The 22,709-nt window shown below is 71.1% G+C and carries 18 protein-coding genes; 13 read left to right on the top strand and 5 right to left on the bottom strand.

The window, feature by feature from the left end; translation table 11 throughout:
- Positions 1-5: 5 nt before the first annotated feature.
- The gene (locus VA596_RS23620) at positions 6-980 is read right to left on the bottom strand and encodes a UbiA family prenyltransferase (protein ID WP_323330098.1); all 975 of its coding nucleotides are present in this window, start codon (positions 978-980) and stop codon (positions 6-8) included.
- Positions 981-1,044: 64 nt separating this feature from the next.
- Between VA596_RS23620 and VA596_RS23615 the strand changes: the two genes are divergently transcribed.
- The 12 genes from VA596_RS23615 to VA596_RS23560 all read left to right on the top strand — a co-directional run bounded on the left by VA596_RS23615 (position 1,045) and on the right by VA596_RS23560 (position 16,976).
- Positions 1,045-2,238 (top strand): FAD-dependent oxidoreductase, encoded by a 1,194-nt coding sequence (locus VA596_RS23615; RefSeq protein ID WP_323330097.1) that lies wholly within the window; start codon positions 1,045-1,047, stop codon positions 2,236-2,238.
- Between the two features lie 147 nt (positions 2,239-2,385).
- Positions 2,386-3,147: a methyltransferase gene (locus tag VA596_RS23610; protein WP_323330095.1), complete on the top strand. Its 762-nt coding sequence runs from the start codon at positions 2,386-2,388 to the stop codon at positions 3,145-3,147.
- A 38-nt stretch (positions 3,148-3,185) separates the two neighbouring features.
- Positions 3,186-4,220 (top strand): acyl-CoA dehydrogenase family protein, encoded by a 1,035-nt coding sequence (locus VA596_RS23605; protein WP_323330093.1) that lies wholly within the window; start codon positions 3,186-3,188, stop codon positions 4,218-4,220.
- Positions 4,217-5,026 (top strand): alpha/beta fold hydrolase, encoded by an 810-nt coding sequence (locus VA596_RS23600; RefSeq protein ID WP_323330091.1) that lies wholly within the window; start codon positions 4,217-4,219, stop codon positions 5,024-5,026. Before VA596_RS23605 ends, VA596_RS23600 begins: the two co-directional genes overlap by 4 nt.
- A 10-nt stretch (positions 5,027-5,036) precedes the next feature.
- Positions 5,037-6,200, top strand: a complete 1,164-nt coding sequence (locus tag VA596_RS23595) for a cytochrome P450 (protein WP_323330089.1) — start codon at positions 5,037-5,039, stop codon at positions 6,198-6,200.
- 47 nt (positions 6,201-6,247) lie between these two features.
- On the top strand, positions 6,248-8,185 hold the full coding sequence (locus VA596_RS23590) for a KedN5 family methylcobalamin-dependent radical SAM C-methyltransferase (protein ID WP_323330087.1): 1,938 nt from the start codon (positions 6,248-6,250) through the stop codon (positions 8,183-8,185).
- A 38-nt stretch (positions 8,186-8,223) separates the two neighbouring features.
- Positions 8,224-9,264, top strand: coding sequence for a polyprenyl synthetase family protein (locus VA596_RS23585; protein ID WP_323330085.1), 1,041 nt, complete (start codon positions 8,224-8,226; stop codon positions 9,262-9,264).
- A gap of 5 nt (positions 9,265-9,269) precedes the next feature.
- Positions 9,270-11,504 (top strand): 1-deoxy-D-xylulose-5-phosphate synthase, encoded by a 2,235-nt coding sequence (locus VA596_RS23580; RefSeq protein WP_323330083.1) that lies wholly within the window; start codon positions 9,270-9,272, stop codon positions 11,502-11,504.
- Positions 11,501-12,637 (top strand): flavodoxin-dependent (E)-4-hydroxy-3-methylbut-2-enyl-diphosphate synthase, encoded by a 1,137-nt coding sequence (gene ispG, locus VA596_RS23575; RefSeq protein WP_323330081.1) that lies wholly within the window; start codon positions 11,501-11,503, stop codon positions 12,635-12,637. The genes VA596_RS23580 and ispG overlap by 4 nt, the downstream gene beginning before the upstream one ends.
- The gene (locus VA596_RS23570) at positions 12,634-14,541 is read left to right on the top strand and encodes a B12-binding domain-containing radical SAM protein (protein ID WP_323330079.1); all 1,908 of its coding nucleotides are present in this window, start codon (positions 12,634-12,636) and stop codon (positions 14,539-14,541) included. The genes ispG and VA596_RS23570 overlap by 4 nt, the downstream gene beginning before the upstream one ends.
- A 3-nt stretch (positions 14,542-14,544) precedes the next feature.
- The gene (locus VA596_RS23565) at positions 14,545-15,852 is read left to right on the top strand and encodes a glycosyltransferase (RefSeq protein WP_323330077.1); all 1,308 of its coding nucleotides are present in this window, start codon (positions 14,545-14,547) and stop codon (positions 15,850-15,852) included.
- A complete protein-coding gene (locus VA596_RS23560) occupies positions 15,849-16,976 on the top strand; it encodes a polysaccharide pyruvyl transferase family protein (protein WP_323330075.1) in 1,128 nt (375 codons plus the stop codon). The genes VA596_RS23565 and VA596_RS23560 overlap by 4 nt, the downstream gene beginning before the upstream one ends.
- Here VA596_RS23560 and VA596_RS23555 read toward each other — a convergent pair.
- Positions 16,964-17,899 (bottom strand): SAM-dependent methyltransferase, encoded by a 936-nt coding sequence (locus VA596_RS23555; protein ID WP_323330073.1) that lies wholly within the window; start codon positions 17,897-17,899, stop codon positions 16,964-16,966. The two genes, VA596_RS23560 and VA596_RS23555, sit on opposite strands and share 13 nt — an antisense overlap.
- Positions 17,900-17,951: 52 nt before the next feature.
- The gene (locus VA596_RS23550) at positions 17,952-19,313 is read right to left on the bottom strand and encodes a class I SAM-dependent methyltransferase (protein ID WP_323330071.1); all 1,362 of its coding nucleotides are present in this window, start codon (positions 19,311-19,313) and stop codon (positions 17,952-17,954) included.
- A 250-nt stretch (positions 19,314-19,563) separates the two neighbouring features.
- On the opposite strand from VA596_RS23550, the gene VA596_RS23545 reads away from it, so the two are divergent.
- On the top strand, positions 19,564-20,469 hold the full coding sequence (locus tag VA596_RS23545) for an NAD-dependent epimerase/dehydratase family protein (RefSeq protein WP_323330069.1): 906 nt from the start codon (positions 19,564-19,566) through the stop codon (positions 20,467-20,469).
- Between the two features lie 30 nt (positions 20,470-20,499).
- Here the strand turns inward: VA596_RS23545 and VA596_RS23540 are convergent, their stop codons facing one another.
- Together VA596_RS23540 and VA596_RS23535 are read right to left on the bottom strand one after the other, a co-directional pair.
- On the bottom strand, positions 20,500-21,342 hold the full coding sequence (locus VA596_RS23540; RefSeq protein ID WP_323330067.1) for a class I SAM-dependent methyltransferase: 843 nt from the start codon (positions 21,340-21,342) through the stop codon (positions 20,500-20,502).
- Positions 21,343-21,346: 4 nt separating this feature from the next.
- Positions 21,347-22,702, bottom strand: coding sequence for a cytochrome P450 (locus VA596_RS23535; RefSeq protein ID WP_323330065.1), 1,356 nt, complete (start codon positions 22,700-22,702; stop codon positions 21,347-21,349).
- Positions 22,703-22,709 lie beyond the last annotated feature (7 nt).

Raw genomic sequence — 22,709 nt, 5'->3', positions numbered from 1 at the left:
GCCGTTCACCGCTGCGTGGACGGCTCGTACCGGCGGCGCATCAGGCGGCGGGCCAGGATGGTGAGGGTCACCGAGGGAGCGCCGACGGCCAGGGCGAGTTCCACCCGCCCGGCCGCGGCGACGAGGAAGCACCCCAGGACGATCCGTTCCACGACCACCAGCTCGTGGGCGCGCAGGCCCACCTCCCGGGCGATGGGGCGCGGTGCGCGCGCGACGTCGAGCACCGCCACCCCGCCGAGGGTGCCGATCACGAGCAGCGCGGTGTAGTAGGTCAGGCGGTCGACGGGGCCGGCGTACAGCGGCCACGTCGCCGCGAGGAGAAGCCAGCCGGCGTAGAAACCGGCCAGCCCGCGGACGGTGGCGTCGTCGCCGCGCACGACCGGGTAGGTGAGGTACCCGCCCCGGCGGTCGCTGTCCCGGTCGCACAGCGCGCCGAGGAGGTTCGAGCCGGAGTCGTGGATCCAGAACATCGCGGCCAGGGGCACCAGCTCGAGGGCGGGCAGGGTCTGCACGGCCATCGAGCCGAAGAGGACGGTCATCGCGGTCGGCAGGCCCCGGGCGACGTTTCCCCAGAGCCCCTTTCCCTTGAGCCGGCTGGCGTAGGCGATGCCGAACACCGCCGCGGGGATCGCGAGCAGCACGGTCAGCGGGTTGAGCAGGACGGCGAGCACCGTGCCGGCGCCGATGAGGAGCACCATCAGGTTCCGCGCCGTGCCGGCCTTCATCCGCCCGGAGGGGACCGGCCGGTGCGGTTTCGCCAGCGCGTCCAATTCCCGGTCGAAATAGTCGCCGCCGTAAAGGGAGGCGATCCAGGCGAGCGTGGGCACGAGCCAGGCCAGGAAGAGCCGTCCGGAATCGGCGTCCGGCCTGGTGAGAATCGCGCCGCTCAAGCCGACCAGTCCCGCGTAGAACACGGTGTCCGGACGGCACGCCTCGAGGTGGGTCAGGAATGTGGCCTTGATTCGGGAGGTCCCGTGCATGATTCCGGACGATAGCAATGGTGGATATTGTCGGGGAATTCCGCGCGAATGAACGGAGGGTCTCATGACACGCACCGCACACATCGTGGGCGGCGGGATCGCGGGTCTGGCGACGGCCGTCGCGCTGGCGGGCGCGGGCTGGTCGGTGCGGGTGTTCGAACGCAGCCCCGGGCTGCGCACGACCGGCGGCGGCATCGGCCTCACCCCGAACGGCATGCGGGCGCTGGACGCGATCGGCGTCGGTGACGCGGTGCGCGCCCGCTCGGTGGTTCAGCGCGAAGGCGGGGTGCGGGCACCGAGCGGGCGGTGGATCGCCCGCAGCGGCCTGCGGTTCGTCGAGGAGCGGTACGGCGAGCCGATCCGCGCGTTGCTGCGGCTCGACCTCGTCGACCTGCTGAACGCCGCCCTCCCTGCCGGGACGGTCCATTACGACGAGGCCGCCCTGCCGGTCGCCGCCCAGGACGGCCGGTCCTCGGCGCTGGTCCGGCTGGGCGGCGAGGTCCTGGAGTCGGACGTGGTCGTCGCCGCCGACGGCATCCGGTCCGCCTTCCGCTCCGCGATGCACCCCGGGCACCCGGGGTTGCGCGACACCGGCTCGGTGAGCTGGCGGTGCGTGGTGCCGGCCGGCGGGCTGGCGCTGTCCGCGGCCGAGACCTGGGGTGCCGGGCTGCGCCTGTCCATCCTGCCGCTGCCCGGTGACCGGGTGCACTTCTCCGCGCTGGCCAAGCTGACCGGGCCGCGGCGGCGGACCGGGACCGGCGGCGGCCCGGAACCGCTGTTCGGCCGGTGGCACGACCCGGTTCCCCAGCTGATGCGGCGGATGTCGGCGCAGGAGCTGTACTTCGACAGGATCGAGGAGCTCGTCCGTCCCCTGGACCGGTTCTTCGCGGGCCGGGTGGTCCTCGTGGGGGACGCGGCCCACGCGATGACGCCGAACGTCGGGTCCGCCAACCTGGCGCTGGAGGACGCCGTCGAGCTCGCGCACGCCCTGGCGGACGCCCGTTCCTGGCCCGCACTGCGCTCGGGCCTGGCCGCCTACGACGCAAGCCGGCGCTCGCGCACGTCCCGGTTGAGCGTCCTGTCGCGCTGGATGGGCCGCTTCGCCGAGTCGTCCTCACCGGTGGCGGTGGCGGCCCGCGACGGCGGTACCTGGCTCGGCGGCTTCCTGCCGGAGGCGGTCTCCCGCCGCTCGATGGACACGATGGTCGAGTGGTCACCACCCCGGCCCGGCTGGTTCCACGCGTCCGAGGTCCGGTGACGGTCACCGCGGCCGGGCGTTCGGCGGACGATGTTGCGCCGGTCTGTGAGCGCTGTTTGAATGCATTCACGAAATGCGGATGTCTTCCCGCCCGTCAATTGCTTTCCGGTGCGGTGTGAAAAGTGTCGGCGTGCGGAACGGAGTGGCATGGAAGCGCGAGATTTCGAGCTGCTCATCGGACAGAACATCATCGACAGATATCATTCGGACGAGACCAGGCCGGCCGTGTTCGAGTTGCTCGGGCGTGAGTGGGATCTGCTGGACGACGTGTGGCCGCCGGCCTATTCTCCCGGTGGCGAGCTGTTCGCCGACCTCATCCCGTTCACGGAGATGTCGTCGTTCCTGGAGATGGGGTGCGGCACCGGCATCATGTCGGTGCTCGCGGCGCTCTCCGGCGTGGAGCGGGTGGTCGGCCTCGACATCAACCCCGCCGCGGTGCGGAACACGGAGCTGAACGCCGGACGCCACGGTGTGGCGGACCGGGTGACCGCGCGGGTGAGCGACCTCTACTCGGCGGTGACCCCGGACGAGCGGTTCGACGGGATCTACTGGAACCCGCCGTTCCTCAACGCACCCGAGGACGTCGTCGACTCGTCGATCTGGCACGAGACGATGTTCGACCCGGCGTACGCGAAGCTGCGGCGCTTCTTCCACGACGCGCTCGGCCTGCTCACCCCCGAGGGCCGCGTCTACCTCTGGTTCGGCGAGGCGCTGGGGAATCCCACGCTGGTGCGGGACCTGGCCGACGACATCGGGTACGAGCTGCGCGTGCTCAAGAGGATCGAGCTGACCGAGATCCCCGAGGCCCTCGCCGACGCGTTTCCCGGTGACCTGGTGGCGGGCGCGGACGACCCGGACGCCGAATGGCACCTGCACCTGCTCGAGCTGACGCCGCTGCGATCGCGGTGACCGAGGTTGGCGGTCACGACGAAAGGGAGCCGTTCCGCATGACCGACATGCTCCAGAAAGCACTCAGGATCGCCGACGAGGTGCTCTCGCCCGCCGCGAGCGAGGTCGACCGCACCGGGAAGATCCCGGACGGCCACTTCGCGCGGCTCGCCGAGGACGGCTTCTACGGCCTCATCGCACCGGCCGAGTTCGGCGGCGCCGGCGTCGACTTCCCGGTCTTCCTCCAGGTCGTGGAGACGCTGGCGAGCGCCTGCCTCACCACCGCGTTCACCTGGCTCCAGCACCACGGTGTGGTGATGGGCCTGGCGATGACCCAGAACGCGGCCCTGCGCGAGAAGTACCTGGACCGCGCGGTGCGCGGGCAGGTGCGCGGCGGCGGCGCGTTCTCCGGCGTCATCCCCGTCCCGCCGCGGGTGCGGGCGACCCGGGACGGTGACGGCTGGCGGATCTCCGGCGACGTGGCGTTCGTCAGCGGCTGGGGCATCGTCGACGTGCTGCACGTCTCGGCGTTCCACGAGGAGAGCGGCGACGTCGTCAGCGGGCTCATCGACGCGCGCCCGGGTGACGGCATCACGGAGGTCCACCCGCTCAACCTCGTTGCCGCACAGGCGAGCAACACCGTGCGGCTCGTGTTCGAGGACCTGTGGCTGGCCGACGAGAGGGTGACCACCCGGGCCAACCGCGAGGAGTACCTGGGCGGCTTGGCGATCGGGCTCCGGGTCGACAGCTCGCTCGCGCTGGGACTGGTCCACCGCGCCGCGGCGGGGCTGGACGCGGCCGGCCGGGCGGACCTGGCCGGGGAGTTCCGGGCCGAGGCGGCGGACCTGCGCGCCCGGTTCGACGCGGCGCTGGGCGATCCGGCCGCCATGCCCGCGATGCGGGCCGCCTGCTCCGCGATGGCGGTCCGGGCGTGCACCACCTTCGTGGCCGCCGAGGGCGGGCGGGCCCTCCTGCTCACGCACGACGCGCAGCGGCTCGCCAGGGAGTCCCTGTTCACCATGGTCGTGGCCAGCAGGCCCGAGGTGCGCACGGCCCTGCTCGGGCTGCTGGGCACACCGGGAGGGGCGGCGTGAACCGCGCCGCGTACCCCGGCGGGTACCTCGCCTACGACGACGTCGGTGCCGGCCCGCCGGTCCTGTTCCTGCACGACGGGACCCTCGACCGCCGGGTCTGGGAAGGCCAGCTGAACGCGTTCGACGGGTACCGCGTGCTCTCCCTCGACGCGCGTGGCCACGGCGAGTCGTCCACCCCGATGACCCCGTACCGGCGCGGCGACGACGTCACCGCGCTGCTCGACCACCTCGGCCTGCCGTCGGCTTTCCTGGTGGGACAGGCGATGGGCGGCACGAGCGCGCTCGACACCGCCCTGGACCACCCGGACCGGGTCGACGGGCTGGTGATCAGCGGCTGCGGCACCTCGGAGCAGTACTGGCAGAGCCCGTTCGTGGTCGACCTGCTGAAGCGCCAGATGGATCACGCGTTCCGGCAGGACACCGAGGGGTACATCGAGATGTTCCTGCGCCTCTGGGTGGACGGCCCCACGCGGGAGCCGCACCAGGTCGATCCGGCCATTCGGGAGCGGTGCCGCGAGATGGCGGAGTACACCGCCACCCACCACGCACGGCCGGACCCGGTGCTGCCCGGCAAGGCCGAAGACACCTGGAACCGGTTGTCCGATGTGGACACTCCGCTGCTCGGCATCGCCGGCGAGCTCGACTGCGCCGACGTCCTGCAGATGATCGAGCGGGTCGTGTCCGCCGTGCCGAACGCGAAGCTGGAGGTGTTCCCCGGGACCGGGCACATGGTCAACATGGAGGAACCGGACCGGTTCACCGAGACGGTGCGCACATTTCTCGACGGCCTGTCGGGCCGGGGGTGACGGGGAAACCATGGATGTCCAGTCGTTCACGCTGCCGTTCGAACGAGTTTCGGAGCTGGCACCACCACCGGCGTACGCGGACCTGCGCCGCGGGTCGCCGGTCTTCCGCACCACCACCGCGGCGGGCACCCCGGCGTGGGTCGTGATCGGCGCGGCGGAGGCCCAGCGGGTGCTGTCCGACCGCCGCTTCGCGATCACCCGGGAGGACGAGGCGGTGAACACCGAGTCGCTGATGTGCGACGGTGAGCACCACGCGCGGCTGCGCCGGATCATCGGACGCGGCCTCGGACAGCGGGAGACCGCGAACCTGCGCCCGGCCGTCGACGCGCTGGCCGGCGAGCTCGTCGCCGCGATGCGCCGGGCCGGGCCGCCCGCCGACCTGGTCTCGATGCTGTGCCGGCCGCTGACCCTGGCGGTGATCACGACGCTGCTCGGGGTGCCGGTGGACGACCGGGAGCGGTTCTACCGGTGGGCCGACCTGATGTCGGTGGTCGTCGTCGACGGCGCCGAAGACGTCGTGCGGGAGCTGGGCGAGCTGTTCGGGTTCCTCACCGAGCTGGTCGAGACCAAACGGGCGGTGCCGGGGGACGACCTGCTCAGCGCCCTGATCACGGTGCACGACGCGGACGACGGCCGGTTCAACGACCGCGAGCTGGTGCAGGCGGCCGCCGCCGTGCTCGCGGGCGGCCAGGTGACCACGGTGAACTCGCTGGCCATCGGGGTCGTCAAGCTGCTCGAGCTCGGTGGCGGGCTGGGCCGGCTCGGCGACGAGCAGCTGATCGACCAGGCCGTCGAGGAGATCCTGCGGCACCAGGCCGGGATCAGCGGTGAGGCCTTCCCCCGCTGGGCCCGTGCGGACGTCGAGCTCGCCGGTCAGGTCATCGCGGCGGGGGACATGGTGATCGTCCGGCTGGAAGGGGCCAACCGGGACCCGCGGGCGTTCCCGGACCCCGACCGGTTCGATCCGGCCAGGACACCGAGGAGCCACCTGCGGTTCGGGCACGGCCCGCACCGGTGCCTCGGCGCCAGCGTCGCCCGGATGACGCTGGCGGCCGGGCTCCGCGCGCTGGCCGGCCAGGTGCCCGGCCTCGCCCTGACCCTCCCGGCCGCCGAGATCCCGTGGACGGCCGGGCCGCTGGACCGGGGTCCCGCCGAGGTGATCGTCACCTGGTGACGGCTGACCCGGTCCATCCAACAGATCCGGCGCAAGGGGAACTCACGATGGTAGCTCGGCCACTGAAGACCTGGCTGGTGCAGCAGGGCATCTGGGCGATGTCGCTCGAGTCGATGCCGCTGGCCGCCGGCTATCTGAAGGCGACCGCGCTCGCGGACGAGCGCATCGCGGCCGAAACGGACGTCCAGATCCACAACTTCGACGGCGGCATCACGTTGTTCGGGATGGCGAACCAGCTGTTCCGCGACGGCCGCGACGGCGCGCCGGACGTGCTGGCGTTCTCCGTGCTCGGCTGGAACTACCAGGAGTTCGCCGCGCTGGCCGAGACGTTCAAGCAGCTCAACCCGGACGGCTGGGCGATCTTCGGCGGAAACCACGTGTCGCAGCAGGCTTCCCGGGTGTTCGCCATGCACCCCTACGTGGACGTCGTGGTCAACGGCGAGGGTGAGTTCACCTTCCGCGACCTGCTGCGGGCCCGGCTGGACGGCGTGTCGCCGCGGGCGCTCGGCGACATCGACGGGATCTCCTACCGGGACGAGAGCGGTCAGGTCGTGACCACGAAGGACCGCCCGAGGATCGAGGACCTCGACGAGATCCCCTCGCCGTTCCTCACCGGCGCGATCCCGCTGACCGGGGCGGACGGCGAGTTCCGCTACGACGTCGCCCTCCTGGAGACCAACCGCGGGTGCCCGTACAAGTGCTCGTTCTGCTACTGGGGCGGCGCCGTCGGCCAGCGGGTCCGGGCGTTCTCCCGTGAACGGCTGCGCCAGGAGCTCGAGCTCTTCGCCCAGCACAAGGTGCACACGCTCGTGCTGTGCGACGCCAACTTCGGGATGATGCCGATCGACCTCGAGTTCGTGGCGGACGTCATCGAGATCAAGGAAAAGTACGGCTATCCCCGGAGCATCGAGACTTCGTGGGCGAAGAACAAGTCCGCGGTCTTCTACAAGATCGTCAAGTCCATGAAGGACGCCGGCCTGCACAGCTCGTTCACCCTCGCGCTGCAGACCCTGGACGACACCACGCTGGACCTGATGAACCGGCGGAACATGAAGGTCAACGACTGGGAGAGCCTGGCGGAGTGGCTGGGCAAGGAAGGGCTCGACTGCTACGCCGAGCTGATCTGGGGCGCGCCCGGCGAGACGACCGAGTCGTTCATGAAGGGCTACGACCGGCTGGCCAACCACGTCTCCCGGGTCGCGGTCTACCCGATGCTGATCCTGCCGAACACCACCTACCACACGGACCGGGAGCGCTTCGGCCTGATCACGGTCCGGGGCAACACGGACGACTTCGAGTACCTGCTGTCCCACGACACGATGTCCTCACAGGACAACCAGTACATGCACCGGTTCATCTTCGTGTCCCGGCTGGTCGCCGAGAACCCGGTCTTCCGCCACATCTGGGGTCCGCTCCGCACGCTCGCCGGGATCACCCAGTCGGCGCTGATCCGGTCCCTGATGGACTGGTTCGAGCACGATCCGCACCCGGGCACCGAACCCTTCCGCCACGGCATGATCAACTCGTTCACCGACTCGGACGTGCTGGCCCCGGTGCTCACCCGGCTGTACGGCGACGACGAGGCCAAGGACATGCTGCGGCGCTGGTGGCACGAGACGGTGATGCCGCTCGTGCCGCCGAAGGTGCGGTCCCTTGTGGACACCGCCTTCGAGTACGACCTGCTGACCCTGCCCGCCTACACCATGCCGGGACACGACCCGTCGTCCCGCTACGCCAACGAAACCCTGCCGACGGTCGAGATCGACGGCGCCGGGTACTACGTCTGGCGGGACGTGTGGAAGGGCTACGACGTGCCCGCGCTCACGTTGGCGCTGCGGCGGGACGAGCCGTACGAGCAAGCGCTCACCGAAACGGTCAGCTCCATCTACTACAAGATCGGCGCCAACAACTTCCTTCCCTCCACGAACCACGAGGAGATCCTCTACTACATGGGTCGTCTCGAACGGCAGGTGGCGGGATCGTGACGCGGCCGGAAGGTTCGCCGGTACTCCGGGAGGAAACCATGACTCGTCCGGTGACGACGGAGCAGGTGGCAGGCGGTCGGCTGCCGGAACCCGGCCGGGGCCTCGGGTCCACCGCGCTCATCGACGAAGTCGGCGACCGGCTCGCGGAACGCTGGCAGACGGAGACGAGCCTGCTCGCCACCATGTGCACGCACGCCCTGGTGCCGAACGGGAAGCTGCTCCGGCCGATCCTGCTGCTCGAGTCCGCGCTGGCGGTCGGCGGTGACGCGAAGGTGGTGCTGCCCGCGGCGATCGGCGCGGAGTGCGGGCACGTCGCCAGCCTGGTCCACGACGACATCATCGACGACGACGAGCTGCGCCGGGGCCGGCCGTCGGTCCAGCACAAGTTCGGCGCCGACAACGCGATCATCGCGGGTGACGCGCTGATCTTCGACCTCTTCGCGGCGCTGGCCGAGTGCCGGTCCACCGGGGCGCGGCCCGACCGGATCGTGGCGGCCCTCGACGTGGTCGCCCGGTGCGGGATCGACCTGTGCCGGGGCCAGAGCCTCGAGGCGGAGCTGTGCGAGCGGATGGACTTCGACCTCGACGGCTACCTCACGATGGTGCGGCTGAAGACCGCGGCCCTGTTCCGCGGGGTCTGCGAGTGCGGCGCGCTGCTGGCCGGCGGTGACGAGAACCTGGTGCGGGCGCTCGGGGTCTACGCCGAAAACCTCGGCTGTGCCTTCCAGATCCACGACGACGTGATGTCCTACACGAACGACACCGCGGTGATGGGCAAGCCGGCGACGAGCGACATCCGCAACGGCCGGCTCACGCTGCCGGTGCTCCTGGCCTACCACGCGTCGCCGCCGGAGGACCGCGCGGCGATCACCGAGGTGCTCGTCAGCAAGGGCGATCCGGTCGCCCGGCGGGACACGCTGCTCGGCCTGCTGGACAAGACGGGCGCCATCGCCGGGGCGGCCGAGCGGGCGCGGGACTACTCGCGGCAGGCGATCGACGCGCTGCGGGTGCTGCCGCCCTCGGCGAGCCTCGACCGGCTGCGCGGGTTCGCCGAAGCGGCGATCAAGCGGGACCGGTGACGCCGGTGGCCCCCGACCGGAACTCCGCGGCACGCCAGGGAAAGGTCGTGCTCGCCGATCCGCCCGCGGTCCGTGCCGCCGCCGGGCACGAGGAGACCGTGCCCGCCCGGACCGTGCTCACCGACCGGACCCGGCAGCTCGGTGTCCGGTCCCTGGCGCGGCGGTGCGAGCTGGTGCTGGTGGCCGGCTCGGCGGACTCCGGCACCGCGTGCCGGATGGTCGAGGTCGCGCGGCAGGAGGGGGCGCGGAGCCACCTGGTGCCGGACGCCGCGCACCTGCGGGCGACGTGGTTCGACGGTGTGCGCACGGTGGGCCTGGGCTCCGGCGCGGGCACCCCGGAGAGCCTGGTGGAGCAGGTGCTCGAGCGGCTGGCCGAGCTCGGTTTCCGCGATGTCGCCGTGGACGTCACCCCAGCCGGGCTCGGACACGCGGCACCGGAAGGCCCGGGGATGCGGCTGCTGCCCTCGATCCGGGAGCCCGCGGACGTCCGGCGGCTGGCCGAGCCCGAGCTGGCCGAGCTGGCGGCCGAGATCCGGCGGTCGCTGGTCGATCTCGTGTCCCGCACCGGTGGTCACCTCGGGCCGAGCCTGGGCGTCGTCGAGCTGACGCTCGCCCTGCACCGGGTGTTCGAGTCACCCGGCGACCGGATCCTGTGGGACACCGGCCACCAGGCCTACGTCCACAAGATGCTGACCGGGCGCTGGCGCGACTTCGCCACGCTGCGCCGGCGCGGCGGGCTGTCCGGGTACCCGTCGCGGGCCGAGTCGCCGCACGACGTCATCGAGAACTCGCACGCCTCCACCGGGCTGTCCTACGCCTACGGGCTGGCCACGGCGAACCGGCTCCGCGGCGACACCGGCCGCCGGGTGGTCGTCGTGGTCGGCGACGGCGCGCTGACCGGCGGCATGGCCTGGGAGGCGCTGAACTCCATCGCGGGCGAGCGCCGCCGGGTCGTCGTGGTCCTGAACGACAACGGCCGGTCGTACGCCCCGACCGTGGGCGGGCTCGCCCGGCACCTGCGGGGGAGTGACCCCGGCGGGTTCTTCACCGCGCTCGGCCTGCGCTACGTCGGACCGGTCGACGGCCACGACGTCGCCGCGGTAGAGGAGGCGCTGCGCCGCGCCGGAGACGAGGACGGCCCGGTGGTCGTCCACTGCCTGACCAGCAAGGGGCGCGGCTACCGGCCCGCGGAGGACGACGAGGTGGACCGGTTCCACGCGGTCCGGCCGATGGACCCGGCGACCGGCGTGCCGCTCGCGGCCGGCGGGCGTTCGTGGACGTCGGTCTTCGGGGCGGAACTCGCCCGGCTCGGCGAGCAGCGTGAGGACGTCGTCGCGCTCACGGCGGCGATGCGGGACCCGACCGGGCTCACCGCGTTCGCCGACCGGTTCCCGGACCGGGTCCTCGACGTCGGCATCGCCGAACCGCACGCGGTGACCGCGGCCGCCGGGCTGGCCATGGCCGGCCTGCGCCCGGTGGTGGCGATCTACTCCACGTTCCTCAACCGGGCCTTCGACCAGGTGCTGATGGACGTGGCGCTGCACTCGGCCCCGGTGGTCTTCGTGCTCGACCGCGCCGGGGTCACCGGCGACGACGGCGCGTCCCACAACGGCATGTGGGACCTTTCGCTGCTCAACATCGTGCCCCGGATGCGCATCGCGGCGCCCCGGGACGCGGCGACCCTGCGCAGCGCGCTGCGAACGGCGTTGAACACCGTGGACGGCCCGGCGGCGATCCGCTTCCCCAAGGGGCGGGCCGGCGCGGACCTCCCCGCCGCCTTCTCCTACGGCGGGCTGGACGTGCTGCGGCCCGATCCCCGCGACGACCTCCTGCTCGTCTCGGTCGGCGCGATGGCCGGGATGTGCCTCGAGGTGGCCGAGCTGCTGCACGCGCGGGGCATCGGCGTGACCGTGATGGATCCCCAGTGGATCCGGCCGGTCAACCCCCTGCTGCTGACCGTGGCCCCCCGGTTCCGGCTGGTCGCCACGGTCGAGGACAACCTGCGTGTCGGCGGGTTCGGTGCGCTGCTCGCGCAGGAGATGCGCGCGGCCGGCATCGGGACCCCGCTGGCGGACTTCGGTATCCCGCAACGGTTCCTGGCCCACGGCACCCGCTCGGAGGTGCTCGCCGGATGCGGGCTGACCGCCGCCGAGATCGCCGGCGATCTCGCCGCGCGGCTGAACGCTCCGGTGCCGGCACTCGTCCCGGGCGGCGCCGAGCCGAGGGGAGCGGTCCGATGACGGTGCGACTCGGCATCCCGGCCCCCGCCACCCTCGCCCGGCGGCGGCGGACCCGCCAGCTGCAGGTGGGCCCGGTCGGTGTCGGCAGTGACTTCCCGATCTCCGTCCAGTCGATGACGACGACGCTCACCTCCGACGTCAACGCGACCCTGCAGCAGATCGCCGAGCTGACCGCCGCGGGCTGCGACATCGTCCGTGTCGCCTGCCCGTCGGCCGATGACGCCGAGGCGCTGCCCGCGATCGCGCGCAAGTCGCAGATCCCGGTGATCGCCGACATCCACTTCCAGCCGAAGTACGTCTTCGCCGCGATCGAGGCCGGCTGCGCCGCGGTCCGGGTCAACCCGGGCAACATCCGCAAGTTCGACGACCAGGTCAAGGAGATCGCGCAGGCCGCGAAGGACCACGGCACGCCGATCCGGATCGGCGTCAACGCCGGTTCGCTGGACAAGCGGATCATGGACAAGTACGGCAAGGCGACCCCGGAAGCGCTGGCCGAATCGGCGTTGTGGGAGGCGTCACTGTTCGCCGAGCACGACTTCCACGACATCAAGATCTCGGTCAAGCACAACGACCCGGTCGTCATGGTCCGTGCCTACGAGCTGCTGGCCGAGCAGTGCGACTACCCGCTGCACCTGGGTGTCACCGAGGCCGGCCCGGCGTTCCAGGGCACGATCAAGTCGGCGGTGGCGTTCGGTGCGCTACTGCGGCAGGGGATCGGCGACACGATCCGCGTGTCGCTGTCCGCGCCGCCGGTCGAAGAGGTCAAGGTCGGCATCCAGATCCTGCAGTCGCTGAACCTGAAGCAGCGGAAGCTGGAGATCGTGTCGTGCCCGTCGTGCGGGCGCGCGCAGGTCGACGTCTACACCCTCGCCGAGCAGGTCACCGCCGGGCTCGAGGGCATGGAGATCCCGCTGAGGGTCGCGGTGATGGGTTGTGTGGTGAACGGCCCGGGTGAGGCGCGGGAGGCCGACCTCGGTGTGGCGTCGGGTAATGGCAAGGGTCAGATCTTCGTGAAGGGCGAGGTCGTCAAGACCGTGCCGGAGCACGCGATCGTCGAAACCCTGATCGAAGAGGCTGTGCGCATCGCGGAGCAGTCTGAAAAAGCAGAGCCGGAGACGAGGGCAAGGACATGAGCACCAAAGTCACGTTCGTCGAACTAACCGCCTACGAGGGCGTTCTGCCGCTCGCCACCGGGTACCTCCAGGCGTACGCGTCGCAGGACGAGGACATCGTCGCCGAGTGCTCGTTCGAGATCTTCTCGCAGCAGGCGACCGGCGACCGGGTGGCCGTGGCCGACGAACTGTCCGCAAAGGACAGTGACGTCTACGCGGTCAGCTGCTACCTCTGGAACATGGGCATCACCCGGTGGGTGCTCGACCGCCTGCACGAGCGGAAGCCGAACGCCCAGTTCATCCTCGGCGGCCCGCAGGTGATGAACCACATGCAGGACTACGTCGCCGCCGATCGCGAGAACATGGTCGTCTGCAACGGTGAGGGGGAGCGCACCTTCCTCGCCTACCTCAAGCAGATCATCAGCGGGGAACGGGACTTCCACGCCGTGCCGGGCCTGAGCTTCTGGCGGGACGGCGAGCTGGTCACCACCCCGAAGTCGGAGCGCATCAAGGACCTCAACGAGATCCCGTCGCCGTTCACCACCGGCGTGTTCGCCGACGGGCTGTACTCGTCGGCGATCCTGGAGACGAACCGGGGCTGCCCCTACAACTGCGGGTTCTGCGCCTGGGGCGCGGCGACGAACGACAAGGTCTACAAGTTCGACGACGACCGGGTCCGGGAGGACATCACCTGGATCAGCGAGCACCAGTTCGCGTCGGTGTTCATCGCGGACGCGAACTGGGGGATCGCGCCTCGCGACGTCGAGCTCACGAAGTTCATCGTGGAGCAGAAGGACAAGCACGGGTTCCCGTACCGGGTGGACATGGCGGCGGCCAAGAACCGGCCCGACCGGATCACCACGATCACCGACACGCTCGTGCGGGGCGGCCTGGTGACCAGCCAGACGATCTCCCTGCAGTCCATGGACCCCCACACGCTCGACATGGTGCAGCGCAGCAACATCCGGCTGTCCGCGTACACCACCCTCCAGTCGACGCTGCGGGAGCGGGGGATCAACTCCAACATCGAGCTGATCTGGCCGCTGCCGGGCGAGACCCTGGACTCGTACCAGCGGGGCATCGGCGAGCTCTGCCGCCTGCGCGGCGACGTCATCGTCACCTACCCGCAGCTGCTGCTCTACAACACGCCGATCCACAAGCAGCGTGACGTCCTCGGCGTGCAGACGGCCCGGGTGCCGAGCGAGATCGCCGAGGCGGACATCGTCACGTCCACCAACTGGGTCACCAACTCCGAGTACGAGGACGGGGTGTGGTTCGCCTACGTCGTGCACGCCCTGTACAACGTCCGGAGCCTCTACTACCTGGCGAACTACCTCGACCGCACCGGCCTGGCCACCTTCGCCGAGGTGTACGCGAACGCGGTCGGGTACTTCAAGAACCGGCCGGACGCGGCGGTCACCCAGTACTTCGCGGACTCGGTGAAGAACCTCGGCAACTACGACTTCCGCGACAGCGGCATGGTCGCGCACATGGTGCTGCACGCCTGCCGCGCGGAGTTCGACGAGCTGCTGACCGGCTTCGTCCGCACGCAGGGGTGGTGGGCGGACGAGGGGGCCCAGGCCGCGTTCGAGCTGGACCTGCTGGCCCGCCCGTACATCTACGCCGAGCCGATGCGCGCCCCCGACTACGAATTCACCCACGTCCGGTACGAGATCATCGACGACCACCACGCCTCGCTGACGCTGCCACCGGCCATCGGCGAGCTGCTCGCCGACCTGGACATGAACGACCACGAAGGGCCGGTGCCGGCCGAGGTGCTGCTGGACCAGAACGTGCTGCGGAAGATCCCGTACGTCGACGAGCTCGGCCTGTCGCAGAACGCGCTGTACTGCCAGGGCATGTTCGTGTGCCTGCGCGACTACCTGCCGGTGTTCCGGCCCCACGGCGCGTCGGTCGGCGTCTGAGCCATGCTCGTCACAGTTCTGGCCGCCGGCCTTGCCGGTGACGTCCACCCCCTGGCGGCGCTGGCCCGCGGTCTTCGCGACGCGGGCCACACCGTCCGCTTCGCCACCCACCGGCACTGGCGGTCCGTGGCCACGCAGACCGGCCTCGACTACGCCGAGCTCGCCGGCGACCCCCGCGCGGTGGTCACCGACGAGTCGTTCTTGAGGGTGCTCGAAGCCGAGCGGCGGCCGGATCGGCTGGCCGCGGCGGCGGTGTCGGCCGTCCGGAGCCTGGCCCGCCGGGTCGAGTGGCAGTCGAACACCGGCCTCCGGGCCGTGATCCAGCTCGCCCGCTGGTACGACGAGGCCCTGATGAACGACGTGTGGTCGGCCTGCGAGGGCGCCGAAGCGGTGATCTACGGTGCTCCGCTGGCCTACCACGGCTACTACGCGGCACGCGCCCTGGGCGTTCCCGGTGTGGCGGCGTTCCTGCAGACCGGCCACCCGCTCGACCACAGCGTGCCGGGACGGCGCTTCCTCGGCCAGCAGATCATCTGGCAGATCTTCCGCGAGTCCATCACGCGGTGGCAGCGCCAGACCGGGCAGCGGACCGCGCCGTTCCTCGGCCCGTTCCCCCGGTGGCACGAGGAACGGCTGCCGATCGTCTACGGGCTCAGCCCTTCGGTGCTGCCCGAACCGGACGCGGTGGGGGGCGACCGGCACGTCGCGGGGTACTGGTTCCTGGACAGCGCTCTGGGCACCTCGCTGCCCGCGCACGTGCGGGACTTCCTCGCGGCGGGGCCGCCGCCGGTCTACTTCACCTTCGGCAGCCTGGCGACCTCGCACCCCGAGCGGCTGACGCACGTGATCAACGCGGCGCTGGCCGTCACCGGGGACCGGGCGATCATCGCCACCGCGTGGGGCGGGATCGGCCCGACCCCCGACACCGATTCGGTGCTGTGCGTCGAGGAACTGCCGCTGGACCTGGTGTTCCCGCACGTCCGTGCCGTGGTGCACCACGGCGGCATGATGGTCACCGCGGAGGGGCTGCGGGCGGGCCGGCCCACGGTGCTGGTGCCGACGGTGTTCGACCAGTTCGACTGGGGCAACCGGATCGCGGAGCTGGGCGTCGGCCCCCGTCCCCTGGGGCGCAAGGAGCTGACCCCGATGAGGCTGGCCGGCGCGCTCACCGCGACCCGCGAGCCGGAGATGGTCCGCGCGGCGGCCGAGCTCGGCACGCGCATCGGCGCCGAACGCGGTGTCGATCACATGGTCAAGGTCCTTGATCGCGTCCTGACGAGTGGACGCGACGTCCGATGGAGGAAGTCATGAGCAGCCGGCCCCGTTACTACCTGGTCACCTGCGTCGGCGGGCCCAGTTACGGCGACGAACTGATCACGGCGGGGTGGTTGCGCTACCTGGCCAAGCACGCTCCCGACGCCGAGGTGCTCGTGGAATGCGTGCGCCCGGACTACGCGTGGCCGGCGCTGCAGGGCCTGCACCCCGGCCTGCGGTTCACCGACACGCTCTGGATGCTGTGCGTCGAGCACATGGGCAAGAGCAGCGCCGAAATCGCCGACGCGGTCACCGCCAGGGTCGGCGCCGCCGACCGGCCCGCCGGGGTGGCGGAGCTGGTCGGCTCCGACGTGGTCCACCTGGTCGGCGGGGGAATCCTGAACTACCTGTACCCGTGGACGGCCGGCCTGCTGGCGGGGGTCGTCGCCGCGACGCGGGAGTCCGGCGGCCGCGGCGGCATGACCGGGCAGGGCCTGTGCCCGCAGGATCCGGCGTTCGTGCCGCGGCTGCGCGGCATGGCCGAACAGCTGACCGTGGCCGACGCACGCGACGAGCCGAGCCGGCAGCTGCTCGGGCTGGACGCCCTGCGCGTCACGGCCGACGACGCCTTCCTCAGCCTGGACGCCTCCCACTACCGCTGGACCGACGACGCGCCGGACGTGATGGTGTGCGCCCAGTCCGACATCGCGCCGATGTTCAACGGCGCCACCGACGCCGCGACCGTCGCGGCGTCCGTGCTCCGCACCCTGCGCTCCTGGGACGTCGCCGGCGAGGACGTCGGGTTCCTCGAATGCTTCCCCGGCATCGACAACGAGGTCTGCGACATCGTCAAGAATGACCTGCCCGGCGTCCGGTTCTACCCGCTCATGGACGTCCTGGACCACGGCCTGCCGGTGCGCCCGGGACAGACCTGGATCTCCACGCGGTTCCACCCGCACCTGATGGCCGCGGCGGCGGGCCTCGGGGGCGTCGCGCTGAGCGTGCGGCCGGACTACTACGACGTGAAGCACCAGTCGCTGATCGAGCAGGGCTCCGGGTGGGTCTTCGCCGCGCTGGACGAGGTGCCCGAACGGCCGGTTGCCGGCGGCTTCTCCTCGGCCCGGGTCGAGGAGAAGCGCCTGCAGAAGATCGCCGTCGCGCGGGACCTCTACGGGTTCTGACCCGGCGCCGTGGCCACGACGAGGATGTAGTCCTGGTTGCCCGCGTAGGCCGCCTGGTCCGTCGTCGTGGCCTGCCACGCCTGCACCCACTGGCGCCAGATCATCAGCAGTGCCGCGTTCATCCGGCCGGTGACCTCGGGATCGTCGAGCCGGCGCGCGAGGTACCTGGCGAACCCGCCGTACACCTCGTCACGCAACGACCGCACCTGCACGTTCTCGAAGCCGCACTGACGCAGTTTGTCGGCGTAGACCTCGGTGGAGTAGGCGTTGGCCCGGGGGATGGCGCCGAGCGCGCGTTCCAGGTAGCCGTGGATCCCCGAGTTCCCGCCGGTGGTCACCGGGTCGACCAGCGCCAGTGTCCCGTGTGGACGGAGCACCCGGCGGGCCTCGCGGAAGAAGTCTTCGCGGGTGACGAAGTGCAGGGCGCACTCGAGCGCGACGACCTGGTCGAACGAGCCGGCCTCGAAGGGCAGGGACGTGGCCGAGCCGACCCGGAGATCTACCCGGTCGGCCAGGCCGAGCCGGGCCATGCGCCGCCGCCCGGCCGCGACCTGGCTGGGCATCAGGTCGAGGCCGACGATCTTGCGCGGGGCGAAGCGTTCGACCCACCGCACGTCCTGTTCGGCGAAGCCGCACCCGACGTCCAGCACGGTGCCCTCGGGGCCCAGGCCGGCGGCCTCGCCGAGCAGGTCGGCCAGCGCCTCGCTGGCATCGTCGAGGCTGCCCGGGTCGTCCTTCCAGTACCCCATGTTGCGGTACGAGCTCTGCTCCGTCAGCCGGCTCCGGTCGCCGCGCAGCTCGAAGAACGCCCCCGCCCGCCACCGTTCCGGGACCACCAGCAGGGCGGCGAGCATCGAGTACTCCTTGAGCCGTACCCAGGCGCGCCGGTGGTCCGTGCGCGCCGAGTCCATTTCCGTCGTCATGCTTTCCCCGATCGTGGGCGTGGTCGTCGGTACGGGATCCCGCGGGCGCGGCTCACGACGCGGCCGGCGAGGCCGCCACGTCGTCCTGCCGGTCGGCGAGGGCATCAAGGGCATCGAGGGCATCGCGCAACGGCAGCGCGTGGGGTGCGCCGTTCACCAGCCGGACCACGGTGGGCTCCGGCAGCGGGAAGATCATCTGGCCGCCGTCGCGGAGGAAGGCCGCCTCGCGGGTGACGAAGCTGTCCCGGAAATGCCACGGGAGCACGAAGTAGTAGTCCGGCCCGGCCTGGCGCGACTCGTCCTCGGAAACGATGGGGATATCGGTGGCCGCGGTGCGCAGTCCCCATTTGTGCGGGCTGCGTTCGGCGGCCATGGCGAAATGCCGGTGATCCAGCCCGAGGTACTGCAGGATGGTGTTGCCCTTCGTGGACGCGCCGTAGACGTGGAAGACCTTTCCGGCCGCCATCTCCCGCCGGACGAATTCCGGTATGTCGGTTTTCAGCGCGGCGATGCGCTGGCGGAATTCCCGGTGGGTGCCGGGCAGGTGCAGCCCCAGCGCGGTTTCCTGCCTGGACAGCTCTTCGACGCGCCGGGCGCCGGCGCGGTCCGCCCACCGCGGGCGGGTGTCGTGGTGGCCGACGTACAACCGGAAACTGCCGCCGTTGACGTCGTTCAGCTCGACGTCGCGGACGCTCAGGCCGTGCCGGCTCAGCAGCGTCTTCATCACCTCGAGCGAGTAGTAGCCGACGTGCTCGTGGCAGATGTTGTCGAAGTTGTTGCTGGCGTACATCGTCGGCAGGTAGGCCATCTGGATGATCCACAGGCCGTCCGGCGCCAGGATGCGGGCGATGTCACGGACGAAGTCGTGCGGGTTCTCCAGGTCGTAGAACATCGCGATCGACGTGATGAGCTCGGCCCGGCTGCTCGCCCCGAGGTGGTCGAAGAAGGAGCCGGCGGTGAAGTACTCCGGGATGATGACGTCCGTGCCGGCCCGCGCCTCGGCCACCAGGTTCGCGGCCGGCTCGAAGCCGACCCGGACCACCCCGTCGTCGCGGTAGCTGCGCAGGAGCGTGCCGTCGTTGGCCCCGATGTCCACCACGACGTCGCCGCGGCCGAGCCCGACGAGGTCCCGCCCGGACGCCGCGATGCTCGCGAGGGCCACCCGCATCGACTCGTTGGTCCCGGACCGGTACCAGTACTGCCGGTACAGCAGGTCCCGGTCGATGGCCCGGTGCTTCAGCTGGACGAAGGAGCACCCGCCGGTGCCCGGGTCGCACAGGACCAGGGCCAGGGGTGCGTAGTGTGGTTCGGTGTCCCGGCCGAAGTCGGACACGGCCAGCTCACCCAGGTCGAGAACGTCCCGGAACGACGATCGGCCGCAGACCCGGCATTGCGTCAAGACGTTGCTTCCCACCGCGCCATCCACCTCATTTGCACTGGTCGGGACTTTGTCATTCCTGGCGAAAGACAGGTCATTCCGAGATATGGCCCGACCGTAGCGATATCGATCGGCCGCGTCAATTGTCGGGCGACGCGCGGAATTGCGCGCCCGGTCGTGACTTGCCCGCCGAGCCGTGGTGGCCCCACAATTGGGCCGAGGGTCCCTTCGTGGCCATTGGCCGATCATTGTTGCCCATTCGACACGGAAATTGGTGGTGACGGCGATGCGAGTTCTGGTGACCGGGGGTGCCGGGTACGTCGGCTCGACGTTGGTGCCCGCGTTACTCGCCGAAGGGCATCACGTGCGCGTGCTCGACCGGCTCCGCGCCGGTGGCGAGGGACTGCTGAGCTGCTGCGGGCACGCCGGTTTCGAGATGGTCGTCGGTGACGTCTGCGACGAGCGGGCGGTCGCCGAGGCGCTGCGCGGCGTGGACGCCATCGTCCACCTCGCCGCCGTGGTCGGCGAGCCGGCCTGCGCCGGCGAACCGGCGCAGGCCTGGATGACGAACGTCGAGGGCACGAGCACCCTCGTCAAGCTGCGCCAGGCCGGCCAGTCGCTGCTGTTCGCCTCCACCGGCAGCGTCTACGGGAAGGTCACCGACGCGGTGTGCACCGAGGCCACGAGCGTCGACCCGAACACCCGGTACGCGAAGGCGAAGGCGCTGGGGGAGCAGATGGTCCTGGACGCGGGCAACGCCGTCGTGTACCGCTTCGCGACGGCGTTCGGCGTGAGCCAGCGCCTGCGCACCGACCTGCTCGTGAACGACTTCGTGTACAAGGCGGTGCGCCAGGGCTACCTGGTGGTCTACCAGCCCGGCTTCCGCCGCACCCTGGTGCACGTGCGGGACATGGCCCGCTCGATCGTCTTCGCGCTGGGCAACTGGCACGGGCTGGCCGACGACGTGTACAACGTCGGCAACGCCGAGCTGAACCTGTCGAAGGCCGCCATCGCCGGCGCGATCGCCCGGCGCACCGAGTGCTACGTCCACTTCGCCGAGTTCGCCACGGATCCGGACCAGCGTGACTACGCCGTTTCGTACCGGAAGATCGAGGACAAGGGCTTCACCGCCGAGGTCGACCTGGAGACGGGCCTGGCCGAGCTGTGCGGCGCCGCGCGCCTGGTGCCCTGACCGGCAGTGGCAGTGGCAGTGGCAGTGGGCTCAGGCCCGCGCCACGAGCAGCGCGTACCCGATCTGGTGCAGGTCGTTGAGACTGCGGCTCACCGTCTCGATGGAGTCGATCGCCTCGGCCGCCACCGCCCCGAACTTCGCGGCCTTCTCGCGGAGGTCGGTGAGGAAGGAGTCGAGGAACGCGTCGTCGGACCGGATCGTGTTCGCGGAGATGTCGTTCACCTCCACCACTTCCAGGCCGGCTTCGCGGATCACCTCCGGGTACCGCTCCAGGGAGCAGAAACCGCCCAGGTGGAAGGACTCCATCAACGTCGTCGCGGCTTCGGTTTCCTGGGGGCTCATCGGCGCGATCTGGACGAAGTCGGTGAGCGCGATCAAGCCGCCCTTCCGCACCACCTTCGCGACCTGCTCGAGCGCCCGCCGCCGGTCGCGGATGTGCGGCAGGGACTCGAAGAGCCACGCCGCGTCGAAGCTGCCGGGCTCGAAGGGCAGCTCCATCACGTCGGTGAGCCGGAACGACATCCGGTCCGCCAGCCCGCTGCCGCGGGCGAGCTCGGTCGCCGTGGCCACCTGTTCCCCGCTGATCGTGATGCCGAGGACGTCGGCGCCCGTGGCGCGCACCAGCTCGAGGGCGGGCTGCCCGGTGCCGCACCCGACGTCCAGCACGCGCTGCCCGGGGCCGACGGCGATCTTGTCGATCATCATCGCCGTCAGCCGCTCGGACGCGGCGACCATGGCGTTGTCGCCGAGCGTGTCGCCCTCGGCCCAGTAGCCGAGGTGGATGCTGCCACCGAGGATGGTGGTGAAGAACTCGCTCAGCTGGTCGTAGACGTCCGCTACGTCGCTGAACGGGGCACTCTGTCCGTGGGGCATCGGGTCACTCCTTGGTTTGCCGGGACGTCACGCGCATCCGCTTGCCCAGCCGCCGCCACTCGGCGACGGTCCGGGGCGGGGTCTGCCGGGCGGTCACCGGGCGCACCCGCCAGCGGGACACGATCGTGGCCAGGCCGAGGACCACCTCCGCGACCGCGAACTGCTCGCCGATGCACTTGCGGGCCCCACCGCCGAAGGGGATGAACGCCTCCCGCGGCGGCTGGGCCCGGCTCTCCCCGTCCCACCTGTCGGGGTCGAAGCGCGCAGGGTCGTCGTAGAGGTCGCTCCGGTGGTGGATGAGGCAGGAGCTGTACATGACGGTGGTGCCCGCCGCGACCGGGTACCCGCCGAGAGTGGTGTCGCCGGTGACGGTCCGGGTGAACATCTCGCCCGCGGGCGGGAACAGCCGCAGGACCTCCGTGACGACCCGGCCGGTCAGGGGCAGGTCGCGCATCGCGTCGAACCGCGCGGGACCGCCGCCCAGCACGGCACCGGCCTCGGCCAGCACCCGCTGCTCCACCTCGGGGTGGAAGGCGAGCAGGCGCAACGCCCACACGAGGGCCAGCGCGGTCGTCTCCAGGCCCGAGGCGAAGAACGTCATCACCTGGTCGCTGATCTCGGCGTCCGACAGTCCCGTGGTGTCGCCCTGCTCCCCGGTGTCGCGGGCGGCCAGCAGGGCCGACAGCAGATCACCCTGGTCGGCCCCGGAGGCCCGGCGCTCGGTCACGATGTCCGTGACGATCCGGTGCAGCCGGGCGCGGGCCGCGATCTGCCGCCGGTTGCCGGGCAGCGGCAGCCTGGTCAGGAACGCGGGCATCGACGCCCGCAGGTACAACCCGCGCACGACCACGCCCACGTCGTCGACGGCCTGCTTCAGCAGGTGCTCGGGCAGGGCGTCGCGGAACATGGCCTCCACCACGATCCGGGCGCTCAGCGTGCCCATCTCGCTCGGGAGGTCGAGGACGTCGCCGTCGTGCCAGCCGCCGGTGACGGCGTCGATCTGGCGGGACATGATCTCGCCGTAGGCGGGCATCCGGCTGTGGTGGAACGCGGGCTGGATCAGCCGCCGCTGCCGGCGGTGCCGGCTGTGGGGGCAGGTGCCGAGGCCGTCGCCGAGCCAGTCCCGGATCCGGTCGAACAGCGTGCCGCCCTTGTCGAAGACCTTGTCCTCGCGCAGCACCCGCTGGGTCAGCTCGGGCGTGCACACCACGACCGTGTCGCTGCGGCCGAAGCGGACCCGGACCACGTCGCCGTGGGCGGGCAGCGAGGTCAGGAACGCGTGCGAGTCGCGCAGCAGGGAGAAGGTGTGCCCCACCACCGGCAGCGCGCCCGGAGCCAGCGGAACGGACGCGGACGCCACCGGCCGC

The organism is Amycolatopsis heterodermiae (genome assembly GCF_034929455.1).
In the GTDB taxonomy this organism is placed as follows: domain Bacteria; phylum Actinomycetota; class Actinomycetes; order Mycobacteriales; family Pseudonocardiaceae; genus Amycolatopsis; species Amycolatopsis heterodermiae.
This window is presented reverse-complemented; position numbering and strand designations above follow the sequence as displayed.

What these genes read in the sequence shown, in the direction of transcription:
- VA596_RS23615 (WP_323330097.1), top strand. Translation starts at nt 1,045, where the DNA reads ATGACACGCACCGCACACATCGTGGGCGGCGGGATCGCGGGTCTGGCG.
- VA596_RS23570 (WP_323330079.1), top strand. Translation starts at nt 12,634, where the DNA reads ATGAGCACCAAAGTCACGTTCGTCGAACTAACCGCCTACGAGGGCGTT.
- VA596_RS23565 (WP_323330077.1), top strand. Translation starts at nt 14,545, where the DNA reads ATGCTCGTCACAGTTCTGGCCGCCGGCCTTGCCGGTGACGTCCACCCC.
- VA596_RS23590 (WP_323330087.1), top strand. Translation starts at nt 6,248, where the DNA reads ATGGTAGCTCGGCCACTGAAGACCTGGCTGGTGCAGCAGGGCATCTGG.
- VA596_RS23585 (WP_323330085.1), top strand. Translation starts at nt 8,224, where the DNA reads ATGACTCGTCCGGTGACGACGGAGCAGGTGGCAGGCGGTCGGCTGCCG.
- VA596_RS23540 (WP_323330067.1), bottom strand. Translation starts at nt 21,342, where the DNA reads ATGCCCCACGGACAGAGTGCCCCGTTCAGCGACGTAGCGGACGTCTAC.
- ispG (WP_323330081.1), top strand. Translation starts at nt 11,501, where the DNA reads ATGACGGTGCGACTCGGCATCCCGGCCCCCGCCACCCTCGCCCGGCGG.
- VA596_RS23555 (WP_323330073.1), bottom strand. Translation starts at nt 17,899, where the DNA reads ATGACGACGGAAATGGACTCGGCGCGCACGGACCACCGGCGCGCCTGG.
- VA596_RS23595 (WP_323330089.1), top strand. Translation starts at nt 5,037, where the DNA reads ATGGATGTCCAGTCGTTCACGCTGCCGTTCGAACGAGTTTCGGAGCTG.
- VA596_RS23545 (WP_323330069.1), top strand. Translation starts at nt 19,564, where the DNA reads ATGCGAGTTCTGGTGACCGGGGGTGCCGGGTACGTCGGCTCGACGTTG.
- VA596_RS23610 (WP_323330095.1), top strand. Translation starts at nt 2,386, where the DNA reads ATGGAAGCGCGAGATTTCGAGCTGCTCATCGGACAGAACATCATCGAC.
- VA596_RS23620 (WP_323330098.1), bottom strand. Translation starts at nt 980, where the DNA reads ATGCACGGGACCTCCCGAATCAAGGCCACATTCCTGACCCACCTCGAG.
- VA596_RS23605 (WP_323330093.1), top strand. Translation starts at nt 3,186, where the DNA reads ATGACCGACATGCTCCAGAAAGCACTCAGGATCGCCGACGAGGTGCTC.
- VA596_RS23560 (WP_323330075.1), top strand. Translation starts at nt 15,849, where the DNA reads ATGAGCAGCCGGCCCCGTTACTACCTGGTCACCTGCGTCGGCGGGCCC.